This is a genomic window from Stutzerimonas sp. C6.4V (assembly GCF_058536345.1).
This window is the reverse complement of record NZ_JBZUBM010000001.1, coordinates 742,263-759,850: the sequence shown is the minus strand read 5'-3', so window position 1 is coordinate 759,850 and position 17,588 is coordinate 742,263. Positions and strand designations below refer to the sequence as shown.

The 17,588-nt window shown below is 62.5% G+C and carries 23 protein-coding genes; 17 read left to right on the top strand and 6 right to left on the bottom strand.

Translation table 11 applies throughout. From position 1 onward, the window contains the following. The first annotated feature begins 49 nt into the window (after nucleotides 1–49). The 3 genes from arsC to AC4LFW_RS03610 are packed head-to-tail and all read left to right on the top strand — an operon-like array spanning nucleotide 50 to nucleotide 1,408. Nucleotides 50–403 carry an arsenate reductase (glutaredoxin) gene (gene arsC / locus AC4LFW_RS03620; RefSeq protein WP_491817868.1) on the top strand — a complete coding sequence of 118 codons (354 nt, stop codon included), beginning with the start codon at nucleotides 50–52 and terminating at the stop codon, nucleotides 401–403. Continuing rightward, complete coding sequence (wrbA, locus tag AC4LFW_RS03615) at nucleotides 400–1,005, top strand: NAD(P)H:quinone oxidoreductase (RefSeq protein ID WP_491817867.1); 606 nt, start codon at nucleotides 400–402, stop codon at nucleotides 1,003–1,005. The genes arsC and wrbA overlap by 4 nt, the downstream gene beginning before the upstream one ends. Next, complete coding sequence (locus AC4LFW_RS03610) at nucleotides 998–1,408, top strand: DUF2069 domain-containing protein (RefSeq protein WP_491817866.1); 411 nt, start codon at nucleotides 998–1,000, stop codon at nucleotides 1,406–1,408. Before wrbA ends, AC4LFW_RS03610 begins: the two co-directional genes overlap by 8 nt. Nucleotides 1,409–1,482: 74 nt before the next feature. On the opposite strand, the gene hda is transcribed toward AC4LFW_RS03610, so the two are convergent. From hda to AC4LFW_RS03595, 3 genes are all read right to left on the bottom strand, one after another. Next, on the bottom strand, nucleotides 1,483–2,187 hold the full coding sequence (gene hda / locus AC4LFW_RS03605) for a DnaA regulatory inactivator Hda (RefSeq protein ID WP_491817865.1): 705 nt from the start codon (nucleotides 2,185–2,187) through the stop codon (nucleotides 1,483–1,485). Beyond that, the gene (locus AC4LFW_RS03600; protein WP_491817864.1) at nucleotides 2,184–3,281 is read right to left on the bottom strand and encodes an AI-2E family transporter; all 1,098 of its coding nucleotides are present in this window, start codon (nucleotides 3,279–3,281) and stop codon (nucleotides 2,184–2,186) included. The genes hda and AC4LFW_RS03600 overlap by 4 nt, the downstream gene beginning before the upstream one ends. 117 nt (nucleotides 3,282–3,398) lie before the next feature. Next, a complete protein-coding gene (locus AC4LFW_RS03595; RefSeq protein WP_491817863.1) occupies nucleotides 3,399–4,463 on the bottom strand; it encodes a DUF2066 domain-containing protein in 1,065 nt (354 codons plus the stop codon). Between the two features lie 296 nt (nucleotides 4,464–4,759). Between AC4LFW_RS03595 and purM the strand changes: the two genes are divergently transcribed. Genes purM through dapC form a run of 5 tightly spaced genes read left to right on the top strand, consistent with a single transcriptional unit; the run spans nucleotide 4,760 to nucleotide 9,153 of the window. Further along, nucleotides 4,760–5,818: a phosphoribosylformylglycinamidine cyclo-ligase gene (gene purM / locus AC4LFW_RS03590; protein ID WP_491817862.1), complete on the top strand. Its 1,059-nt coding sequence runs from the start codon at nucleotides 4,760–4,762 to the stop codon at nucleotides 5,816–5,818. Beyond that, nucleotides 5,818–6,465 (top strand): phosphoribosylglycinamide formyltransferase, encoded by a 648-nt coding sequence (purN, locus tag AC4LFW_RS03585; protein ID WP_491817861.1) that lies wholly within the window; start codon nucleotides 5,818–5,820, stop codon nucleotides 6,463–6,465. Before purM ends, purN begins: the two co-directional genes overlap by 1 nt. 8 nt (nucleotides 6,466–6,473) lie before the next feature. Beyond that, nucleotides 6,474–7,184 carry a DUF3108 domain-containing protein gene (locus AC4LFW_RS03580; protein WP_491817860.1) on the top strand — a complete coding sequence of 237 codons (711 nt, stop codon included), beginning with the start codon at nucleotides 6,474–6,476 and terminating at the stop codon, nucleotides 7,182–7,184. Between the two features lie 57 nt (nucleotides 7,185–7,241). Further along, entirely contained in the window at nucleotides 7,242–7,907 is a 666-nt protein-coding gene (locus AC4LFW_RS03575; protein WP_491817859.1) for a COG3650 family protein, read from the top strand. 49 nt (nucleotides 7,908–7,956) lie between these two features. Continuing rightward, nucleotides 7,957–9,153, top strand: a complete 1,197-nt coding sequence (gene dapC, locus AC4LFW_RS03570; protein ID WP_491817858.1) for a succinyldiaminopimelate transaminase — start codon at nucleotides 7,957–7,959, stop codon at nucleotides 9,151–9,153. 38 nt (nucleotides 9,154–9,191) lie between these two features. Here the strand turns inward: dapC and AC4LFW_RS03565 are convergent, their stop codons facing one another. Both AC4LFW_RS03565 and AC4LFW_RS03560 read right to left on the bottom strand, forming a co-directional pair. Beyond that, complete coding sequence (locus AC4LFW_RS03565; RefSeq protein ID WP_491817857.1) at nucleotides 9,192–9,335, bottom strand: hypothetical protein; 144 nt, start codon at nucleotides 9,333–9,335, stop codon at nucleotides 9,192–9,194. An 11-nt stretch (nucleotides 9,336–9,346) separates the two neighbouring features. Beyond that, nucleotides 9,347–9,592 carry a hypothetical protein gene (locus AC4LFW_RS03560; protein WP_491817856.1) on the bottom strand — a complete coding sequence of 82 codons (246 nt, stop codon included), beginning with the start codon at nucleotides 9,590–9,592 and terminating at the stop codon, nucleotides 9,347–9,349. A 137-nt stretch (nucleotides 9,593–9,729) separates the two neighbouring features. Between AC4LFW_RS03560 and AC4LFW_RS03555 the strand changes: the two genes are divergently transcribed. From AC4LFW_RS03555 to AC4LFW_RS03535, 5 genes are all read left to right on the top strand, one after another. Further along, nucleotides 9,730–10,062 carry a thioredoxin family protein gene (locus AC4LFW_RS03555; protein ID WP_491817855.1) on the top strand — a complete coding sequence of 111 codons (333 nt, stop codon included), beginning with the start codon at nucleotides 9,730–9,732 and terminating at the stop codon, nucleotides 10,060–10,062. An 85-nt stretch (nucleotides 10,063–10,147) separates the two neighbouring features. Then, on the top strand, nucleotides 10,148–10,513 hold the full coding sequence (locus AC4LFW_RS03550; protein WP_491817854.1) for an ArsC family reductase: 366 nt from the start codon (nucleotides 10,148–10,150) through the stop codon (nucleotides 10,511–10,513). Nucleotides 10,514–10,561: 48 nt separating this feature from the next. Further along, nucleotides 10,562–11,596 (top strand): 2,3,4,5-tetrahydropyridine-2,6-dicarboxylate N-succinyltransferase, encoded by a 1,035-nt coding sequence (gene dapD, locus AC4LFW_RS03545; RefSeq protein WP_491817852.1) that lies wholly within the window; start codon nucleotides 10,562–10,564, stop codon nucleotides 11,594–11,596. Nucleotides 11,597–11,710: 114 nt separating this feature from the next. Then, nucleotides 11,711–12,916 (top strand): aminotransferase class V-fold PLP-dependent enzyme, encoded by a 1,206-nt coding sequence (locus AC4LFW_RS03540; protein WP_491817850.1) that lies wholly within the window; start codon nucleotides 11,711–11,713, stop codon nucleotides 12,914–12,916. Then, nucleotides 12,913–13,326, top strand: a complete 414-nt coding sequence (locus AC4LFW_RS03535) for a SufE family protein (RefSeq protein ID WP_491817848.1) — start codon at nucleotides 12,913–12,915, stop codon at nucleotides 13,324–13,326. Before AC4LFW_RS03540 ends, AC4LFW_RS03535 begins: the two co-directional genes overlap by 4 nt. A 20-nt stretch (nucleotides 13,327–13,346) precedes the next feature. On the opposite strand, the gene tcdA is transcribed toward AC4LFW_RS03535, so the two are convergent. After that, nucleotides 13,347–14,153, bottom strand: a complete 807-nt coding sequence (tcdA, locus tag AC4LFW_RS03530; protein WP_491817846.1) for a tRNA cyclic N6-threonylcarbamoyladenosine(37) synthase TcdA — start codon at nucleotides 14,151–14,153, stop codon at nucleotides 13,347–13,349. 200 nt (nucleotides 14,154–14,353) lie between these two features. Between tcdA and dapE the strand changes: the two genes are divergently transcribed. Genes dapE through AC4LFW_RS03510 form a run of 4 tightly spaced genes read left to right on the top strand, consistent with a single transcriptional unit; the run spans nucleotide 14,354 to nucleotide 17,375 of the window. Next, nucleotides 14,354–15,502, top strand: coding sequence for a succinyl-diaminopimelate desuccinylase (gene dapE / locus AC4LFW_RS03525; RefSeq protein WP_491817844.1), 1,149 nt, complete (start codon nucleotides 14,354–14,356; stop codon nucleotides 15,500–15,502). Then, nucleotides 15,496–16,305: a putative RNA methyltransferase gene (locus AC4LFW_RS03520; RefSeq protein WP_491817842.1), complete on the top strand. Its 810-nt coding sequence runs from the start codon at nucleotides 15,496–15,498 to the stop codon at nucleotides 16,303–16,305. Before dapE ends, AC4LFW_RS03520 begins: the two co-directional genes overlap by 7 nt. 22 nt (nucleotides 16,306–16,327) lie before the next feature. After that, on the top strand, nucleotides 16,328–16,699 hold the full coding sequence (locus AC4LFW_RS03515) for a hypothetical protein (RefSeq protein WP_491817840.1): 372 nt from the start codon (nucleotides 16,328–16,330) through the stop codon (nucleotides 16,697–16,699). Continuing rightward, nucleotides 16,653–17,375, top strand: coding sequence for a YqhA family protein (locus AC4LFW_RS03510; protein ID WP_491817838.1), 723 nt, complete (start codon nucleotides 16,653–16,655; stop codon nucleotides 17,373–17,375). Before AC4LFW_RS03515 ends, AC4LFW_RS03510 begins: the two co-directional genes overlap by 47 nt. Nucleotides 17,376–17,588: the final 213 nt, after the last annotated feature.

The following is a 17,588-nucleotide window of genomic DNA, read 5'->3' as shown; positions in this document are numbered from 1 at the left end:
CGCAATGAAGGTTAGAATGGCCAACTACACTGGCGCGAAGCAACCACAAATGACCGAACTCGTCCTCTACCACAATCCACGCTGCTCGAAATCAAGGAGCGCGCTGGAGCTAATCGAACAACGCGGCCTTACCCCAAGGGTCGTCCGCTATCTGGAAACACCACTTTCAGCCTTCGAACTCAAGCAACTGCTCCACCGTTTGGGCATATCTGCCCGGCAGCTGTTGCGCAGCGGTGAGGACGAATTCAAGGCGCTTGGGCTCGCTGACCCGTCGCTGAGCGATGCCCAGCTCATCGAGGCGATGGTCGCTCACCCCCGCCTGATCGAACGGCCCATCCTGGTGGTGGGCAACGCAGCGGTGATTGGCCGTCCGCCGGAAAAGGTGCTGGAGCTGCTGCCATGAGCGAACCTTACATCCTGGTTCTGTATTACAGCCGTCACGGGGCAACTGCTGAGATGGCTCGGCACATCGCTCGCGGCGTCGAGCAGGGCGGACTGGAGGCCAGGCTACGTACGGTTCCGGCTGTCTCCGCTGAATGCGAAGCCGTGGCGCCTCAAATCCCCGTGGAAGGCGCAATCTACGCAACTCTCGACGACCTCAAGCGCTGTTCAGGCCTGGCGCTTGGCAGCCCAACCCGCTTCGGCAATATGGCTGCCCCGTTGAAGTACTTTCTCGACGGCACCAGCACGCTGTGGCTCACCGGAGAGCTGGTGGGCAAGCCGGCTGGTGTATTCACTTCGACTTCAAGCCTCCACGGAGGCCAGGAAAGCACCCTGCTGTCGATGCTCATCCCGCTGATGCACCATGGGATGCTGGTGTTGGGGCTGCCCTATAGCGAGAACGCACTGCTCGAAACCCGGGGCGGAGGCACGCCTTACGGACCGAGCCACCATGCCGGCACGGACGGCAAGCGCCAGCTGGATGAGCATGAAATCGCCCTTTGTCGCGCACTGGGCCAACGCCTCGCGCAGACCGCCAAGCGTCTGGAGAATGACCGTGGCTAGAAAGCCGAAACCCCTGCCCTCAATCGAATGGCTGACCCCGCGCGTCAAGCTCAGCCGTGCAGTCAGCCTGGCCAGCTTTATCGGCCTTGCCGTGCTCCTGACGACATGGAATCTGGTATTTGCCGACCTGCATGGCGCACGGACCTGGGTGGTCATCAGCATCCAGCTGATTCCATTGGTGCTGGTCGCGCCCGGCATGCTGTCCGGAAGTCCGCGCGCTCACGCCTGGACCTGCTTTATCGTCAACCTGTACTTCATTCAGGGCGTACTGGCCGCCATCGATCCGGCGCGGATGCTGTATGGCTGGCTTGAGGCACTGATCAGCCTGGCGCTGTTCACCAGCGCCCTGCTCTACACGCGATGGGCCTATCAGTACGAGCGAAAGATGGCAGGCGAAAGCTGACGCAACCTCTATGCAGCGCACCCAGGCGGATGAGCAGCATTTAACGCACCGGCTTCTTTGCCAGGATGCGTCAGTTACCAACCAAGCGTTTGTTTGAGGAACGGGATGGTCAGCTTGCGCTGCGCCTGCAGCGACGCCTGGTCGAGCCGGTCGAGCAGGTCGAACAGAGCACTCATGTTTCGCACGCCCCGCGTCAGGATGAATCGCCCGACATCATCGGGCAGGCTCAGCCCCCGGCGCGAGGCACGAAGCTGCAGCGCGCGGAGCTTGTCCTCGTCGGACAGCTCCTGGAGCTGAAAGACCAGCGACAGACTCAAACGAGATTTCAGATCCGCCAACTGAACGGTGATCTCCCGCGGCGAAGCATCGGCGGCCAGCAGCAAGCGACGACCGCTGTCGCGCAGTCTGTTGAACAGATGAAATAGCGCCTCTTCCCAGACAGGATCGCCCGCCACCGCATCCAGATCGTCCAGGCATACCAGCTCGCTCTGTTCCAGATTGTCCAGAAGTGCCGGCCCATATTGCGCAACGTCTGCAAGAGGGAGGTAAATCGCCAGTTCGCCGCGCTGCTCAACGCGCAGGCACGCCGCCTGGAGCAAGTGGCTGCGCCCGACACCGGCATTGCCCCACAGATAAATCAGCTCATCGGACCAGCCTGCCTCTGGCGAGCAGATGCGCTCGACATAGCCCAGCGCTGCGGCGTTGGCGCCAGGATAGAAGTTGGCGAAGGTGGCATCGTCGCGAAGACGAATACCCAAGGGAAGCTGGATGGGTTTCATGATTGGCTGGGTGGTTCGACCGAGGCGGCAGAAGGCTCTGCGTAAAGGTCGGAGAGTTTATAGAGATCATGAACATGCCGCAGCAACACCATGATTACCGCGGCCACAGGCAATGCCAGCAAGACGCCAGTAAAGCCGAACAACTGGCCACCCGCCAGCACCGCGAAGATCACCGCGACAGGGTGCAGGCCAATGCGGTCACCCACCAGCAGTGGCGTCAACAGCATACCCTCGAGCATCTGTCCCACGGTAAACACTGCCGCCACACCGAGCAGGGGATAGGGATCGAGGCCAAACTGGAACAGTACCGCGATGAATGCCGCGCTTATGCCGACCACAAACCCCATGTAGGGCACGATGCTGGCGAGACCGGCAAGCACGCCGATCAGCAGCCCCAGTTCAACGCCCACCAGCATCAGCCCAGCAGAATAGACCACTGCCAGGGCCAGCATCACCAGCAACTGTCCGCGCAGGAACGCACCGATCACCTCATGGCATTCGCGCATCAACGCCATCACCGTCGCTTCCCGCCGCCGCGGCAACAGCATGCGCAGCTTGGCCATGATCAGGTCCCAGTCCCGCAGCAGATAGAAACAGACCACGGGGACCAGAAGCAGGTTTGCCAGCCATGCCAGCAGCGCGATGCTCGAAGCGGTGGCCTGGCTGAGGATCACGGCGACCATATCCTTGGTATTGCCCAGATTGGCGGAAAACGCGCTCTTGAGTTGGTCGAAGCGCCAGAAATCATCGTCCAGCCCGAATTGCAGCTGGGCCCACGGCAGTGCAGTCATCTGCAGCCAATCCAGTGCCATGGGCGCCAGCTGATACAGATGCATCAGCTGCTTACCGAGCATCGGCACCAAGACCAACAGCAATACCAGGCACAGCAGGCTGAATAGCGCGAAAACCAGAATCACCCCCCAGGTACGCGAGAGCTTCCAGCGCTCCAGTCGATCGACCAGAGGGTCACCCAGATAAGCGAGCAGGATGCCTACAAGGAAAGGCGAAAGAATGGGAGAAAGCTGGTAGACCAGCCAGCCGAGAAACAACAGCCCCGCCAACCACAGCCAGCGGTTGGTTTGAGTGATGGTCATGCTCGAAGCACCTATTAGAGAAGTGAACCGCAAGCTGGGCTACACCAGCCGGCGAAAACGAACCCGCGGCAATAGACGAACGCCACAGGCCGCGCGACGTTACATCCGGAGTATCTGTTACCAGCTGTAGCGCAGCACTTCACCTGGCAGTTCTGCCTCGGGCGACGGCCCGGGTTCTGGCATGGATTGGCCCGGCTCCGACAACGGCGCTTCGGCGTCCAGCGGCTCAGCGGGAACCTCCTGCGCAGGCACTTCATGCAACCGGGCCAGCGCCAGCTGGGCCCGCAGCCGCTCGGGGCTGGCATTTAGCCGATAGACCAGACGATCGCTCTCGACACGCAGCAGGCGCCCGTCAAACGGCTCCAGCAAGCGGTCCAGCTCGGCGAAACGTTCAATGTCGGCACCCAGCACTTCCAGTGTCAGTTCCGAGGTCTCTCCCGGAGCGACGCGGTACTGCGGAGCGAGATAGCTGCTGACCGCCAGCATCACCGCGTCGGCCAGCGCCGGCAGGGTTTCGCCGCTGACCTGGCCCTGGGTCTGCTTGTCACCGATCCAGAGGCGCCAGTTCGCCTCCATGGCTTCGCCGGATGGTCGGGCAACCACGGTCAGCAAGCCGTCGGCATCGTAGCGTTCCGAAACCTGCTGCAACGCCTGTGGATCCTTGGCACCAAGCGTCTCGGCGGTTGCGGACAGCTGCTCACTTAGATCGGCCAGCGGGAGGCGCAACGGCAAGCCGCGGTGCTGTGCAGCCGCTTGAAGATCAGCGGCACCCTCCTGGGCGTCACCGATGAGCTGCGTGCCCTCGGCCGATTCGGTCAGCCACCAGGTCAGTAGACTTGGGCGGTCAGCACCCCAGATCGACAAGCCGGCGTCGCGCAGCGCACGCTCGGTTGTCGTCGAATCGAAACTCACCACCACCGCATCGCTTTCATATGCGTATCGGCTGACCAGCTGCTGCGGGTCATTGCGCAGCGCAGCGACCGCTGGCCGCTCCACGTTCGCATCGCCGGTCAGGCGCAGGACCAGCGTGTCGAACGCCTTGCGCAAGGCCTCCTCGCGCTCGGCAGGCTGCTGGCTGGCAACCGGCTCGCGCACCTTGTAGAGATCAGTGAGTGGCGCAGCCGTCACCGGCACGGAACAGACCGCACCGCAGAGAAGCAATAAGCGGGACAAGAGGCTCATGGAAATACTCGCTGGCTGGCCAGACATTGGGGGCCTTGCGATGGCGTAACGCACCATCGATTTCGGCTCAGGTTGGATCAGGCGTTATACCTTAAACAGGCGCCCTGGCCGGGGCAACCGCCGCGCCTGGACTCTGCATCGCGTATCACCCCGATTGGCTTCGGGATGGCCGGTCCGTGGCAAGCCTGATAAAATCGCGCGCTTTCCGCAGACCGGTCCAACGCCTCATCACGTCGCGACAGAAGCCTGATTCTGACCCGGTCGCCCGCCCTTCCCTTCACAGGTCCGGATTCTCTATGAGCAAGCAACCTTCCATCAGCTACAAGGACGCCGGTGTCGACATCGATGCAGGCGAAGCGCTGGTCGAACGCATCAAAGGCGTGGCCAAGCGCACCGCTCGTCCTGAGGTCATGGGTGGCCTGGGCGGCTTTGGCGCCCTCTGCGAGATCCCGGCCGGCTACCGGCAACCGGTACTGGTCTCCGGCACCGATGGTGTGGGCACCAAATTGCGCCTGGCCTTGAACCTGAACAAGCACGACAGCATCGGCCAGGATCTGGTCGCCATGTGCGTCAACGACCTGGTGGTCTGTGGCGCCGAACCGTTGTTCTTCCTCGACTACTACGCCACCGGCAAGCTCAACGTCGACATCGCCGCCACCGTGGTGACCGGCATCGGTGCCGGCTGCGAGCTGGCCGGCTGTTCGCTGGTAGGCGGCGAGACCGCTGAAATGCCCGGCATGTACGAAGGCGAGGATTACGACCTGGCCGGTTTCTGTGTGGGCATCGTGGAGAAAAGTGAAATCATCGATGGCTCCAGGGTAGCCGAAGGCGATGCGCTGATCGCTCTCCCGTCCTCGGGCCCGCATTCCAATGGCTACTCGCTGATCCGCAAGATCATCGAAGTGGCTGGCGCCGATATCGAAAGCACCCAGCTCGATGGCCAACCGCTGACCGAGCTGCTGATGGCGCCAACGCGCATCTACGTCAAGCCGCTCCTGCAGCTGATCAAGGACACCGGTGCAGTCAAAGCCATGGCGCACATCACCGGCGGCGGCCTGCTGGACAACATCCCGCGCGTGCTGCCCGAAGGCAGCCAGGCGGTCATCGATGTCGCCAGCTGGCAACGACCAGCCGTGTTCGACTGGCTGCAGCAGCAAGGCAATGTCGATGAGCACGAAATGCACCGCGTCCTCAACTGCGGCGTCGGGATGGTCATCTGTGTCGCCCAGGACCAGGTCGAGACAGTACTGGCCAATCTGCGCAGCTCCGGCGAGAGCCCATGGGTCATCGGTCATATTGGCTCGGCTGACAAGGATGCCGAACGCGTTCTGCTGAACAACCTGAAAAGTCATTGATGAGCCAATCCTGCAAGGTCGTGGTGCTGATTTCAGGGTCGGGCAGTAACCTGCAGGCCCTGATCGACAGCCTCGGCGAGGACAACCCGGTACGCATCTGCGCGGTCATCTCGAATCGAGCCGATGCGTTTGGATTGCAACGCGCAAGGAATGCGGGCATCGCCACGCATGTGGTGCAGCACAAGAGCTTTGCCGACCGTGATGCCTTCGATGCGGCGCTGATGGACATCATCGATTCACATCAGCCGGGGCTCGTAGTGCTGGCCGGCTTCATGCGGATTCTCACGGCCGGTTTCGTCCGGCATTACCAGGGTCGCCTGCTCAACATCCACCCGTCCCTGCTGCCCAGGTACAAGGGACTGGACACCCACCGCAGGGCCTTGGAAGCCGGCGACCGGGAGCATGGCTGCAGTGTCCATTTCGTGACAGAAGAACTCGACGGCGGACCGGTGGCGATCCAGGCTTCATTTGCCATCGAGCCGGGCACGGAGATCGGCGCCTTGACCGACCGGGTCCACGCGGCCGAGCATGTCATCTACCCGCTGGCCGTACGCTGGTTCGCCGAAGGGCGCTTGCGCCTCGCCGAACAAGGCGCGATGCTGGATAACACCCTACTGCCGGCTACCGGCCACCTGCTCAGAACCTAGGAGATACTATGCGTCGCGCCTTGCTGCTCGCCCTTGCCGTACTGGCCCTGCCGGTCCAGGCCCTGGAGTTCAAGCCCTTCTCCGCCAGCTATACCGCCGACTGGAAACAGGTACCGGTGAGTGGCACCGCCAAACGTAGCCTTGAAAAGACGGGTGGGGATACCTGGGAGCTGGAATTCGAGGCCTCGATGCTGGTCGCCAGCTTCAGCGAGCGCAGCACCTTCAAGATCGAAGGTGACACCTTCCTGCCGCAGAAGTACCGTCTCAAACGCAGCGGTCTGGGCAAGGGCAAGTCCATCAAGCATGATTTCGACTGGCAGGCCAAACAGGTCGTCGGCGAAGACCGCGGCGATCCGGTCAAGCTGCCGCTCAACCGTGGCCTGCTCGACAAGTCGACCTATCAGATCGCCCTGCAGCATGCTGTGGCGGCTGGCGAGAAGAGCATGAGCTACCAAGTCATCGATGGCGACGAAATCGAAACCTACGATTTCCGCGTGCTCGGTGAGGAGAAAGTCAGCACCAAGGCGGGCCAGGTCGACGCCATCAAGGTAGAGCGGGTACGCGACCCGACTCAGAGCAAGCGCCAGACTATCCTCTGGTTCGCCAAGAACTGGGATTACATGCTGGTCCGTCTGCATCAGGTGGAAAAGGACGGCAAGGAATACCAGATCATGCTCGACGAAGGCACCGTCGACGGCAAAGCCGTCAAAGGTAGCTGAAACAAGCGCGCCAGGCCGCTGGCGTTGCACTGCCCCGCCTGACATCGAGCCCACTCCATGACCTTGTCCTGCCGCCTGCTGTTCTGTCTCCTACCCGCCTTTGCCGGCTGTCAGTCATTGCCGTGGAGCGACCAGCCTCCGGCACGAGCCACGGAAAGGCTGCAGGGCACCATTACCCAGCAAGACGGCAGACTGTACCTAAACACCTGCCAGGGCCGACTCAGCCTGCAGCTGATCGACAGCGCCATGACTGGCTTAGCTGCCGATGCGCACATGCTGATGGCTGATAGTGGCCTCCCCTTATTTGCCGACGTTCGTGGCCACTTGGTCTCCAACGAAGCCGACGGCAGTCAACTGCAGCTGACCAAGGTGTATCGCCTAGAAGCCGAAGGCCGGGGCTGCAGCGACGACGCCTTCACTGAGCTGATGCTGGGTGCAAGCGGACATGAGCCTGGATGGAGCGTGCGGATCACCAGCCGTGGCCTGTTGCTGGAGCGTCCTGAACAGCCACCGCAGGCCCTGCCTTACCTTGAGGAACAGCTGCCAGGTGGCCAGACCAGCTTCAGCAGTGAAGCCAACGATCAGCGCCTCGATCTCTGGGTCGCGCCCCAGCGCTGCCTGGACAGCGCCACCGGCGCGGTCAGCCACTTGACCGCCGAGTTGCGCCTGAACGGAGAGACGCTACGTGGCTGCGCCTACTACGGCGGCGCCCGCCAGGACTGAACATTTCGAGGCGCGCACTGCGCGCTTCCCGACGCTTTGAAGACCGACCATGAATGACGCCCTGAACCTGCTACAGCCTTATCCATTCGAAAAGCTCCGCAGCCTGCTGGCCGGCGCTGAACCGCCTGCCGACAAGCGCCCCATCGCACTGTCGATCGGCGAACCGAAACACCGCTCACCGGATTTCGTGGCCCAGGCATTGGTCGACAATCTCGACCAGCTGGCGGTCTATCCCAGCACCCTGGGAGTCCCTGCGCTACGTGAGTCGATCGCTCGCTGGTGCGAGCGCCGCTTCGGTATCAGCCAGGGCGCACTCGATCCGGCGCGACACGTTTTACCGGTGAACGGCACCCGAGAGGCACTGTTCTCGTTCACCCAGGCAGTGGTCAATCGCCAACCGGACGCACTGGTGATCAGCCCGAACCCCTTCTACCAGATCTATGAAGGCGCGACCCTGCTGGCCGGAGCGACGCCGCATTACCTGCCCTGCAAGGCGGAGAATGGCTTCAATCCGGATTTCGACGCAGTCTCGGCAGAAGTCTGGCAGCGCACCCAGATCCTGTTTCTTTGCTCGCCAGGCAATCCGACCGGAGCGCTGGTTCCGCTTCACACGCTGAAAAAGCTCATTGCATTGGCAGACGAGCATGACTTCGTCATCGCGGCAGACGAGTGCTATAGCGAACTGTATTTCGATGAAAGCCAGCCCCCGGCTGGGTTGCTGACGGCCTGCGCTGCGCTGGGCCGGCACGATTTCAAGCGCTGCGTTGTCTTTCACAGCCTTTCCAAGCGGTCCAACCTGCCCGGGTTGCGTTCTGGCTTCGTCGCGGGGGACGAAGACATCCTCAAGGCCTTCTTGCTCTATCGCACCTATCACGGCTGCGCCATGCCGATCCAGACACAACTGGCCAGCATCGCCGCCTGGAATGACGAAACGCATGTACAGGCGAACCGGCAGCTCTATCGAGAAAAATTCGATGCCGTGCTGGAGATCCTTGCTCCGGTGATGGACGTACAGCGACCGGACGGCGGCTTCTATCTCTGGCCGAGCACGCCGATCGAAGACCAGCAATTCACCCGCGAGCTGTTTGCCCGCGAGCACGTCACGGTGGTGCCGGGCTCATATCTTTCGAGAGAAGTGGACGGGTTCAGCCCAGGCGCCGGTCGAGTACGCATGGCTCTTGTCGCACCGCTGCCCGAATGCATCGAGGCCGCGCAGCGAATCCGCACCTTTATCGAATCACTCTGAACAGACTTGCCGGACGCCAGGGGCGTCCGGCTGCAACCTCAGGCGACACCCGGCGGAATCATGTCCTTGCCATAGTCGCGCAGCTTTTCCAGGTTCTCCGGTTTCATATGTTCCGGGGTATCGGCCGTAGTCTCGTCCTGCTTTTGCTGCTGGTCCACATCCGGCTTTTCTGGCTCGTTCATGTCGCCCTCCGTCAGATAGCGTTTTCTTCCCAGATCAGTTCACCTTCGTCGCTTACTTCACGAACCTTCGTCAGGGCCGCTTCCGCCGCAACGTCCGCTTCCGAGGCGAGATCGTACCGCCGGCCATTGGCCACCTTGAATACCTGAGCATGCTCGTCCGTGTCACGACGCTTCACGGCGATGACCGCTTCGAATGCGTCGTCGGCAGGGACGGCCGACGAAATGGCCTCGTAGTTTTCGAAATGCTTGCGTGCCATACAGGACCTCATCGTTTACGACTGTATTCAGTGGACAACGCACAGCAGGAAAAAGATCGAGCGGCTTTCTCATGACACGCTGAACCGCAAGCCTTGAGCACGACTCCCAGCTTTAACCGGTACTATTGGAGGCCCATATGCCTATCAACGACACCTACAGCACCAGCGCACCCTCACGCGCCGAGGTGGACGCGCTGGACGGCTTCACATTGCTAGAATTCGGCACCGCCTGGTGCGGACACTGCCGCGCAGCTCAGCCGGCCCTGGCCGATGCGATGCGCGATCGCGCGCTGCGGCATCTGAAGATCGAGGATGGGCCAGGCCGGCCACTCGGCCGTTCATTTCGCGTCAAACTCTGGCCCACGCTGATCCTCTTGCGTCAGGGAGAGGAACTTGGCCGCCTGGTCCGCCCGACCACCGCCGACGTGATCGAGGACCTCTTGCGCCAGACAGATAGCCCCGCGAACTGAGCCTTGGAGCCGCTCAGGGCGGCAGGCGTGCGTTCATCGTGGCATAATTCCCGCCCCTGATTGGCCGGAGACCGCGGAGCCTGTTATGCCCGATGAAAACAAAGGACTGTGTCTGTACGGCATCAAGGCCTGCGACACCATGAAAAAGGCCCGGACCTGGCTCGACCAGCAGGGGCTGGGCTACGAGTTCCATGACTACAAAAGCGCCGGCATCGACCGCGCCCACTTGGAAGCCTGGTGCAACGAACATGGCTGGCAGACCGTACTCAACCGTGCTGGCACCACCTTCCGCAAGCTGGACGATGCGCAGAAAACCGAACTTGACCAGGCCAGGGCCATAGCGCTGATGTTGGCCCAGCCATCGATGATCAAGCGCCCTATCCTCGATCTGGGCGACAGGACGCTGGTTGGCTTCAAGCCGGACACCTACGCTGCCGTACTGGCAGCCTAGAACTGACACCCGCTCGCCATGACGAGCGCGATAGAAAAGGACTCCCATATGAACAATTCCTTATTCAGCCTGGCGTTTGGCGTCGGCACCCAGAACCGCCAGGGCGACTGGCTTGAGGTTTTCTACGCCCAGCCGCTGCTGGCGCCTGCCGGCGAGCTGGTTTCGGCCATCGCGCCTCTGCTCAAGTACGAAGGAGGCAACCAGGCAATCGCCATCAGCACTACCCTTGCCGCTCAGCTAGCAGACGCCATCAAGCCGCTCGACAGCGTGCAGCACGCCTTGCTGACCCGCCTCGCCGAGAGCCAGCGGCCACTGGTCGTGACCCTGCTCGCCGAAGACGCTGCATTGACCTCAACGCCCGAGGCCTACCTCAAGCTGCATCTGATCTCACATCGCCTGGTCAGGCCCCATGGTCTGAATCTCACCGGCATCTTCCCGCTGCTGCCGAACGTCGCCTGGACCAACCAGGGCGCGGTGGACCTGGCCGAGCTGGCCGAGCGGCAGCTGGAAGCCCGTCTGAAAGGCTATCTGCTGGAAGTCGTCTCGGTGGACAAGTTTCCCAAGATGACCGACTACGTGGTACCGGCCGGCGTCCGTATTGCCGACAGCGCACGCATCCGCCTCGGTGCCTACGTGGGTGAAGGCACCACAGTGATGCATGAAGGCTTCATCAATTTCAACGCCGGCACCGAAGGCCCGGGGATGATCGAAGGCCGCGTGTCGGCAGGCGTTTTCGTCGGCAAGGGCTCGGACCTTGGCGGTGGTAGTTCCACCATGGGCACCCTGTCCGGTGGTGGCAATATCGTCATTTCGGTGGGCGAAGGCTGCCTGATCGGTGCCAACGCCGGCATCGGCATCCCCTTGGGTGATCGCAACACTGTGGAATCGGGCCTGTACATCACGGCCGGCACCAAGGTGAATCTGCTCGATGAAAGCGGCGAACTGGTCAAGGTGGTCAAGGCTCGCGAGCTGGCCGGCCAGCCCGATCTGCTGTTCCGCCGCAATTCGCTGAATGGTGCGGTCGAATGCAAGACGCACAAATCGGCCGTTGAGCTGAACGAGGCGCTGCACGCCCACAACTAAGCCGAAATAGCCGATCGAACCGCTGGAGGCGCAAGGCTGAACGAGTGGCAAGCTGCCGACTCGTCGGACCTTCAGCCTCCAGCTTCTTTTCGGCAAAGCCAAAGGATCACAGCGATGTCTCTGGTATCTCCCTGGCGCACCGATTTCCCCGCCCTGGCCATTCTCGAGAGCCAGGGGCAAACCTACCTCGACAGTGCCGCTACCGCACAGAAGCCCCAGGCGTTGATCGACGCCCTGACCGGCTATTACACCTGCGGCACCGCCAATGTGCATCGTGCCCAGCACCAGCCTGCCGAGCGTGCCACCCGTGCGTTTGAAGATGCGCGCATCAAGGTGGCACGGTGGCTCAACGCCTCGTGCCCGACGGAGATCGTCTTTACCCGTGGTGCCACCGAGGCATTGAACCTGCTCGCGTACGGGCTCGAACACCTGATTGGCGAAGGCGACGAGATAGCGATCAGCGCCCTGGAACACCACGCCAACCTGTTGCCCTGGCAGCAACTGGCCAAGCGGCGGGGTGCCAGGCTGGTGGTATTGCCACTGGGCTCCGGCGGCATCATCGACCTCGATGCTGCGGCAAGACTCATCGGCCCGCGAACCCGCCTGCTGGCCGTCAGCCAACTGTCCAACGTGCTCGGCACCTGGCAGCCGTTAGCCGAGCTGCTACCGCTGGCGCAGGCGCAGGGTGCGCTGACGGTCATCGATGGGGCTCAGGGCGTCGTCCATGGCCGACATGACCTGCACACACTGGCCTGCGATTTCTACGTGCTGTCCAGCCACAAGCTCTACGGCCCGGAAGGTGTCGGCGCGCTCTACGGTCGGGGCGAGTCGTTACTGAAGCTCAAGCACTGGCAATTCGGCGGCGAGATGGTTCGGCTGGCCGACTTTCAGCAGGCCGACTTTCACGCCGCCCCGCTGGGTTTCGAGGCCGGCACACCGCCCATCGGCGGCGTGATAGGGCTCGGTGCGACCCTCGATTATCTGTCAAGGCTGGACGCCAACGCTGTGACCACGCATGAAGTGACACTGCACCAGGCCCTGCTCGCCGGCTTGACCGAGCGCGAGGGTGTTCGGCTGGTCGGCGCTCCGCAAGCAGCACTGGCCAGCTTCACGGTCGACGGTATCCATCACGGCGACCTGGCGCATCTACTCACCGAACAAGGCATCGCCGTTCGCAGCGGGACTCACTGTGCGCAACCCTTGATGAAATCACTGGGCCTCGAGGGTGCGACTCGGGTGTCGCTCGGGCTATACAACGATGGCGACGATCTGCAGCGTTTTTTCGACGCGCTGGACCAGGCGCTGGGCATGCTGCGATGACTGATCTACCCCAGGCCGCCGCGCAAACCCTAGATGCCTTCGAGCAAGCACCTGGGTGGGAACAGCGGGCCCGATTGTTGATGCAATGGGGCGAGCGCCTGGAGCCGCTGACGGATATGGAGCGGAGCGACGCCAACCTGGTGACCGGCTGCGACAGCAAAGTCTGGCTGGTCGGTGAAGGGCGCGACGGGCATTGGCATTTTCGTGGCACCAGCGAGGCGCGGCTGTTGCGGGGTCTGCTCGCGGTCCTGCTGGTTCGGGTCGAGGGACTGGACTCCGAAGGCTTACAGCGACTCGATGTCACCCAATGGTTCAACCAGCTCGGGCTCGCTCGGCAGCTGTCGCCCTCCCGCGCGAACGGGATGAATGCGGTAATCGGGCGGATGCGGGAGTTGGCGACGTCAGCCTGAGCCGGCAGAGCGTTCTGCGTTCAGCCCTTGCTACGCTCAGCCGGCCGCCGGGCCCCGGCGACCAGCTTGTCTACGGCACGCGCGGCAGCCGCCAGTCCAAAACTTGCCGTGACCATCATTGCTGCGCCGAATCCCCCCGCGCAGTCGAGCTTCACCCCCTCGCCGACGAAACTCTTGCTCTGGCAGACACCGCCGTCCGGCTTGGGGTAGCGCAGCTGCTCGGTGGAGAACACGCACGGCACGCTGTAGGTACGGCCTGGGGTGCGCGAAAAGTTATATTCGCGCCGCAGCAGAGAGCGCACCTTCGCCGCCAGCGGGTCGTTGAAGGTCTTGTTCAGGTCGCTGACCTGGATCTGGGTAGGGTCAACCTGCCCGCCTGCTCCGCCAGTCGCGATGATCTGGATCTTGCGCCGCTTGCACCAGGCAATCAGTGCGGCCTTGGCCGGCACGCTGTCGATGCAGTCGATGACGCAGTCCAGCTGCTCGGTGATGTAATCGGCCATGGTCTCGCGCGTGACGAAGTCGGCAACGGCATGCACCACGCAGGCCGGGTTGATCGCCTTGATCCGCGCTGCCATCTCGTCGACCTTGGGTTTGCCCACGGCACCCTCGAGCGCATGCACCTGCCGGTTGGTGTTGGTGATGCAGACATCGTCCAGGTCGAACAGGCTGATCTCACCGACGCCGCTGCGCGCCAGCGCCTCTGCGGCCCAGGAGCCGACCCCGCCGATGCCGACCACTGCTGCATGCGCAGCAGCAAGACGTGCCAGTCCCTCCGAGCCATACAGGCGCGCAATGCCGCCGAAACGCTGATCGTCGATTGCCATCCCGATTCCTCAATAAAACGCTGGGCTGATTATAGGGTGGCCCGGTGAGCCAAACACAGGGCAGCGATCGTTCTCCGAGTCACGTGCCGTCGACCGCAGCCTCCACGCTAGGCGATGCACCGACGGTACCCGCTCCCGGGAGGCACAGGCCCTGATTTGCTTTAATATGGCGCCCTTTCCCCGCCCGCCTCGGAGCCGTGATGACCGCCGCCGCCCTCTCCCCCACCCTCGAACTCGCCTGCGAGCTGATCAATCGGCCTTCGGTGACCCCGCTGGACGAGGGCTGCCAGAGGCTGATGAGCGAGCGTCTTGCCGCCTGCGGTTTTGCCGTCGAGCCGATGCACATCGAAGAGGTCGAGAATTTCTGGGCCGTTCGCGGCGATGACGGTCCGGTGCTGTGCTTTGCCGGCCATACCGACGTGGTGCCGACAGGCCCACTGCAGGCCTGGCAGAACCCGCCGTTTGCAGCGCGCATCGACGAGCACGGCATGCTGCACGGCCGCGGCGCAGCGGATATGAAAGGCAGTCTGGCGTCGATGATCGTCGCGGTGGAGCGTTTTACCGCTGACCACCCCAACCATAAGGGCCAAATCGCCTTTCTTATCACCAGCGACGAGGAAGGCCCCGCACACCATGGCACCAAGGCCGTGGTGGAGCGCTTGCGTGAGCGCCGTCAGCGACTGGACTGGTGCATCGTCGGCGAGCCTTCCAGCACCAGACTGGTCGGTGATGTGGTCAAGAACGGCCGCCGCGGCTCACTCGGCGGCACGCTCACCGTGCGCGGCCAGCAGGGTCATGTGGCTTATCCGCACCTGGCAAAAAATCCCATTCATCTTGCGGCTCCTGCCCTGGCCGAGCTGGCTGCCGAGCATTGGGACGACGGCAACACGTTCTTTCCGCCGACCAGTTTCCAGATCTCCAACCTGAACGCAGGCACTGGCGCCACCAATGTGATCCCCGGCACGCTGGAAGCGGTGTTCAATTTCCGCTTCTCCACCGAATCGACTGTCGAGGGTTTGCAGCAGCGCACCGCGGCGATTCTCGACAAACACGGTCTGGACTGGAGCCTTGACTGGGCATTGTCGGGCCTGCCCTTTCTCACCGAGCCGGGTGAACTGCTCGATGGCGTGGCCAGAGCGATCCGTAGCGTGACCGGCCGCGAAACCACCCCGTCCACCAGCGGCGGAACCTCGGACGGCCGCTTCATTGCCACCCTTGGCACCCAGGTGGTCGAGCTTGGTCCGGTGAACGCCACGATTCACCAGGTCGATGAACACATTCTCGCCAGCGATCTCGATCTGCTGACCGAAATCTACTACCAGACAATGGTTAACCTGCTCGCATGCTGATCTGCCCCATTTGCCGCAGCGAGCTCGACGCGGTCGACAGTGGCGTCGCCTGCGCGGCCAACCACCGCTTCGATCGCGCCCGCCAGGGCTATCTCAACCTCCTGCCGGTGCAGCACAAGAACAGCCGCGACCCTGGCGACAATCAGGCCATGGTCGAAGCCCGGCGGCGATTTCTCGATGGCGGCCACTACGCCCCGCTGGCCTGCCGCCTGGCGCAGCTGGCCGCGGAACATGCACCGAATCGCTGGGTTGATATCGGCTGCGGCGAGGGCTACTACACCGCGCAGATTGCAGACGCCCTGCCCGCTGCCAAGGGCTACGCCCTGGATATCTCGCGCGAGGCGGTGAAGCGTGCCTGCAAGCGAGCGCCGCAGCAGGAGTGGCTGGTGGCGAGCATGGCCCGCGTGCCGTTGGCCGACGCCAGCTGCGATCTGCTGGCAAGCGTGTTCAGCCCACTGGACTGGAACGAAGCCCGCCGCCTCTTAGCACCCGGCGGCGGTCTGCTGCGAATGGGCCCGACCCGCGAGCACCTTTGGGAACTGCGCGGCCTGCTCTACGACGAAGTACGTGACTACGATGACGAAAAGCACCTGTCACTGATCCCCGACGGGATGCATCTGGTCCACAGCGAGACGTTATCGTTCGAGCTGCAACTGGACAGTGCGCAGGCCCGTGCCGATCTGCTCGCAATGACGCCCCACGGCTGGCGCGCCAGCGCTGAACGCCGCGCCGCGGTGATCGATGCGTCCTTGCAGGTTCGGGTTGCGATACGCTACGACTGGATTCAGCGCGATCCGCATTAATTTCCACACAAGGCAGCCGCCCATGCGTCAACCGGATATCGAGATCTACCTCAGGGATGCCAACCAGGACGCCGTTACCCAATGGCTGAATGGGGCCGTTGGTAGCTGCACGCCCTGGCAGCAGAAAGGCAAGACTTTCAAATGCCACGCCGGGGACATTCCGGTGACCTGGCTGCCGAAGGCCGTTGGCAAATGGCATAGCCTGCTGTTGGAAAGCGACGCCACCCCCTGGCACGACGATATCGCCTGCGCGAGAGCCGCCCATGCGGCGCTCGGCGTCGAGATCCGCTGCGCGCCGGGTGGCTGGCAGGAAGAGGAGTCGATGGACGACGCGGACCGCTGGCTCAGTGTCAGCGAGCGCGGCGAGGCCGAAATCGTCTGGCGCACTGACTGAGGGCTGGTATCCACAGGGTGAAAACAGCCCGGCCTTCGGGTCAGTCGGCCAGCAGCGCAACGGGGATTTCCCACCTGACAAAACAGGCAACAAGCCAGGAGAAACAGTGTTAGCGGTTGGTGGCACCCCTGTGGTAGAACGCTGGGCATCAGCCATCCAGAAGCGAGTCACTGCCATAGCGGCGATCAGAGACGGACGAATGATCGAACAGATTTTTCAGCGAAGCCGTTTCCTGGTATGGGTTGCCGTCGCGACCACAGCCTTGTCTGCCGTACTTCTGTACGGCGTCAGCCTCAACACCATGGCGCACATACTGCTGGAGCTCTTTCAGAAAATTCCCAGCACGGCAGATGGGAGCAAGAGCCTGGCAGTCAAATTGCTGAAGCTGCTTGATCTACTGTTCATTGCAATCACCTTTCAGCTCATTGCCGTAAGCCTTCACCGGTTGTTCATCTCCCCAACGACGACCGAAAAAAGCCCATTGCTGGGCCCGCTGGAAGTCAGAACCTTCCACGACTTGAAGAAGACCTTGATCCAGGTCTCGGTGGTCATCCTCGTCATACTGTTCCTCGAGCATGCAGTCGAAATAGGCGCGACGTTGGAGACCCTGTACTTTGGAGCAGGTACCAGTCTTGTGATCTTCTCCGCCATTCACGCCTGGAAGAACATGAAATAAGCCACCCGGTACATGGCTGCGCCATTCGGCCGGACGCAACTGACCTCTGCTTCCAGACTCCGCGGCCATCGATCATGCTGCGGCAAATCGAGACGCGGCTATCCCGTGGCGAATGGCGAGCCCCAGCGAACCGCGGCCGATATTCCATCGGCGGCGCCACGAACTTGGCCTCAGCTTCAAGCTCTTTTTGCCCGGCCAGGCCGCATGCGGCAC

Coding starts and splice junctions, on each gene's coding strand:
- AC4LFW_RS03600 (WP_491817864.1), bottom strand. CDS start 3,281: ATGACCATCACTCAAACCAACCGCTGGCTGTGGTTGGCGGGGCTGTTG.
- tcdA (WP_491817846.1), bottom strand. CDS start 14,153: ATGGCAATCGACGATCAGCGTTTCGGCGGCATTGCGCGCCTGTATGGC.
- AC4LFW_RS03515 (WP_491817840.1), top strand. CDS start 16,328: ATGCGTCAACCGGATATCGAGATCTACCTCAGGGATGCCAACCAGGAC.
- AC4LFW_RS03595 (WP_491817863.1), bottom strand. CDS start 4,463: ATGAGCCTCTTGTCCCGCTTATTGCTTCTCTGCGGTGCGGTCTGTTCC.
- AC4LFW_RS03520 (WP_491817842.1), top strand. CDS start 15,496: ATGCTGATCTGCCCCATTTGCCGCAGCGAGCTCGACGCGGTCGACAGT.
- AC4LFW_RS03550 (WP_491817854.1), top strand. CDS start 10,148: ATGCCCGATGAAAACAAAGGACTGTGTCTGTACGGCATCAAGGCCTGC.
- AC4LFW_RS03565 (WP_491817857.1), bottom strand. CDS start 9,335: ATGAACGAGCCAGAAAAGCCGGATGTGGACCAGCAGCAAAAGCAGGAC.
- dapC (WP_491817858.1), top strand. CDS start 7,957: ATGAATGACGCCCTGAACCTGCTACAGCCTTATCCATTCGAAAAGCTC.
- AC4LFW_RS03555 (WP_491817855.1), top strand. CDS start 9,730: ATGCCTATCAACGACACCTACAGCACCAGCGCACCCTCACGCGCCGAG.
- arsC (WP_491817868.1), top strand. CDS start 50: ATGACCGAACTCGTCCTCTACCACAATCCACGCTGCTCGAAATCAAGG.
- AC4LFW_RS03575 (WP_491817859.1), top strand. CDS start 7,242: ATGACCTTGTCCTGCCGCCTGCTGTTCTGTCTCCTACCCGCCTTTGCC.
- AC4LFW_RS03560 (WP_491817856.1), bottom strand. CDS start 9,592: ATGGCACGCAAGCATTTCGAAAACTACGAGGCCATTTCGTCGGCCGTC.
- dapE (WP_491817844.1), top strand. CDS start 14,354: ATGACCGCCGCCGCCCTCTCCCCCACCCTCGAACTCGCCTGCGAGCTG.
- AC4LFW_RS03540 (WP_491817850.1), top strand. CDS start 11,711: ATGTCTCTGGTATCTCCCTGGCGCACCGATTTCCCCGCCCTGGCCATT.
- hda (WP_491817865.1), bottom strand. CDS start 2,187: ATGAAACCCATCCAGCTTCCCTTGGGTATTCGTCTTCGCGACGATGCC.
- purN (WP_491817861.1), top strand. CDS start 5,818: ATGAGCCAATCCTGCAAGGTCGTGGTGCTGATTTCAGGGTCGGGCAGT.
- AC4LFW_RS03580 (WP_491817860.1), top strand. CDS start 6,474: ATGCGTCGCGCCTTGCTGCTCGCCCTTGCCGTACTGGCCCTGCCGGTC.
- AC4LFW_RS03535 (WP_491817848.1), top strand. CDS start 12,913: ATGACTGATCTACCCCAGGCCGCCGCGCAAACCCTAGATGCCTTCGAG.
- wrbA (WP_491817867.1), top strand. CDS start 400: ATGAGCGAACCTTACATCCTGGTTCTGTATTACAGCCGTCACGGGGCA.
- dapD (WP_491817852.1), top strand. CDS start 10,562: ATGAACAATTCCTTATTCAGCCTGGCGTTTGGCGTCGGCACCCAGAAC.
- purM (WP_491817862.1), top strand. CDS start 4,760: ATGAGCAAGCAACCTTCCATCAGCTACAAGGACGCCGGTGTCGACATC.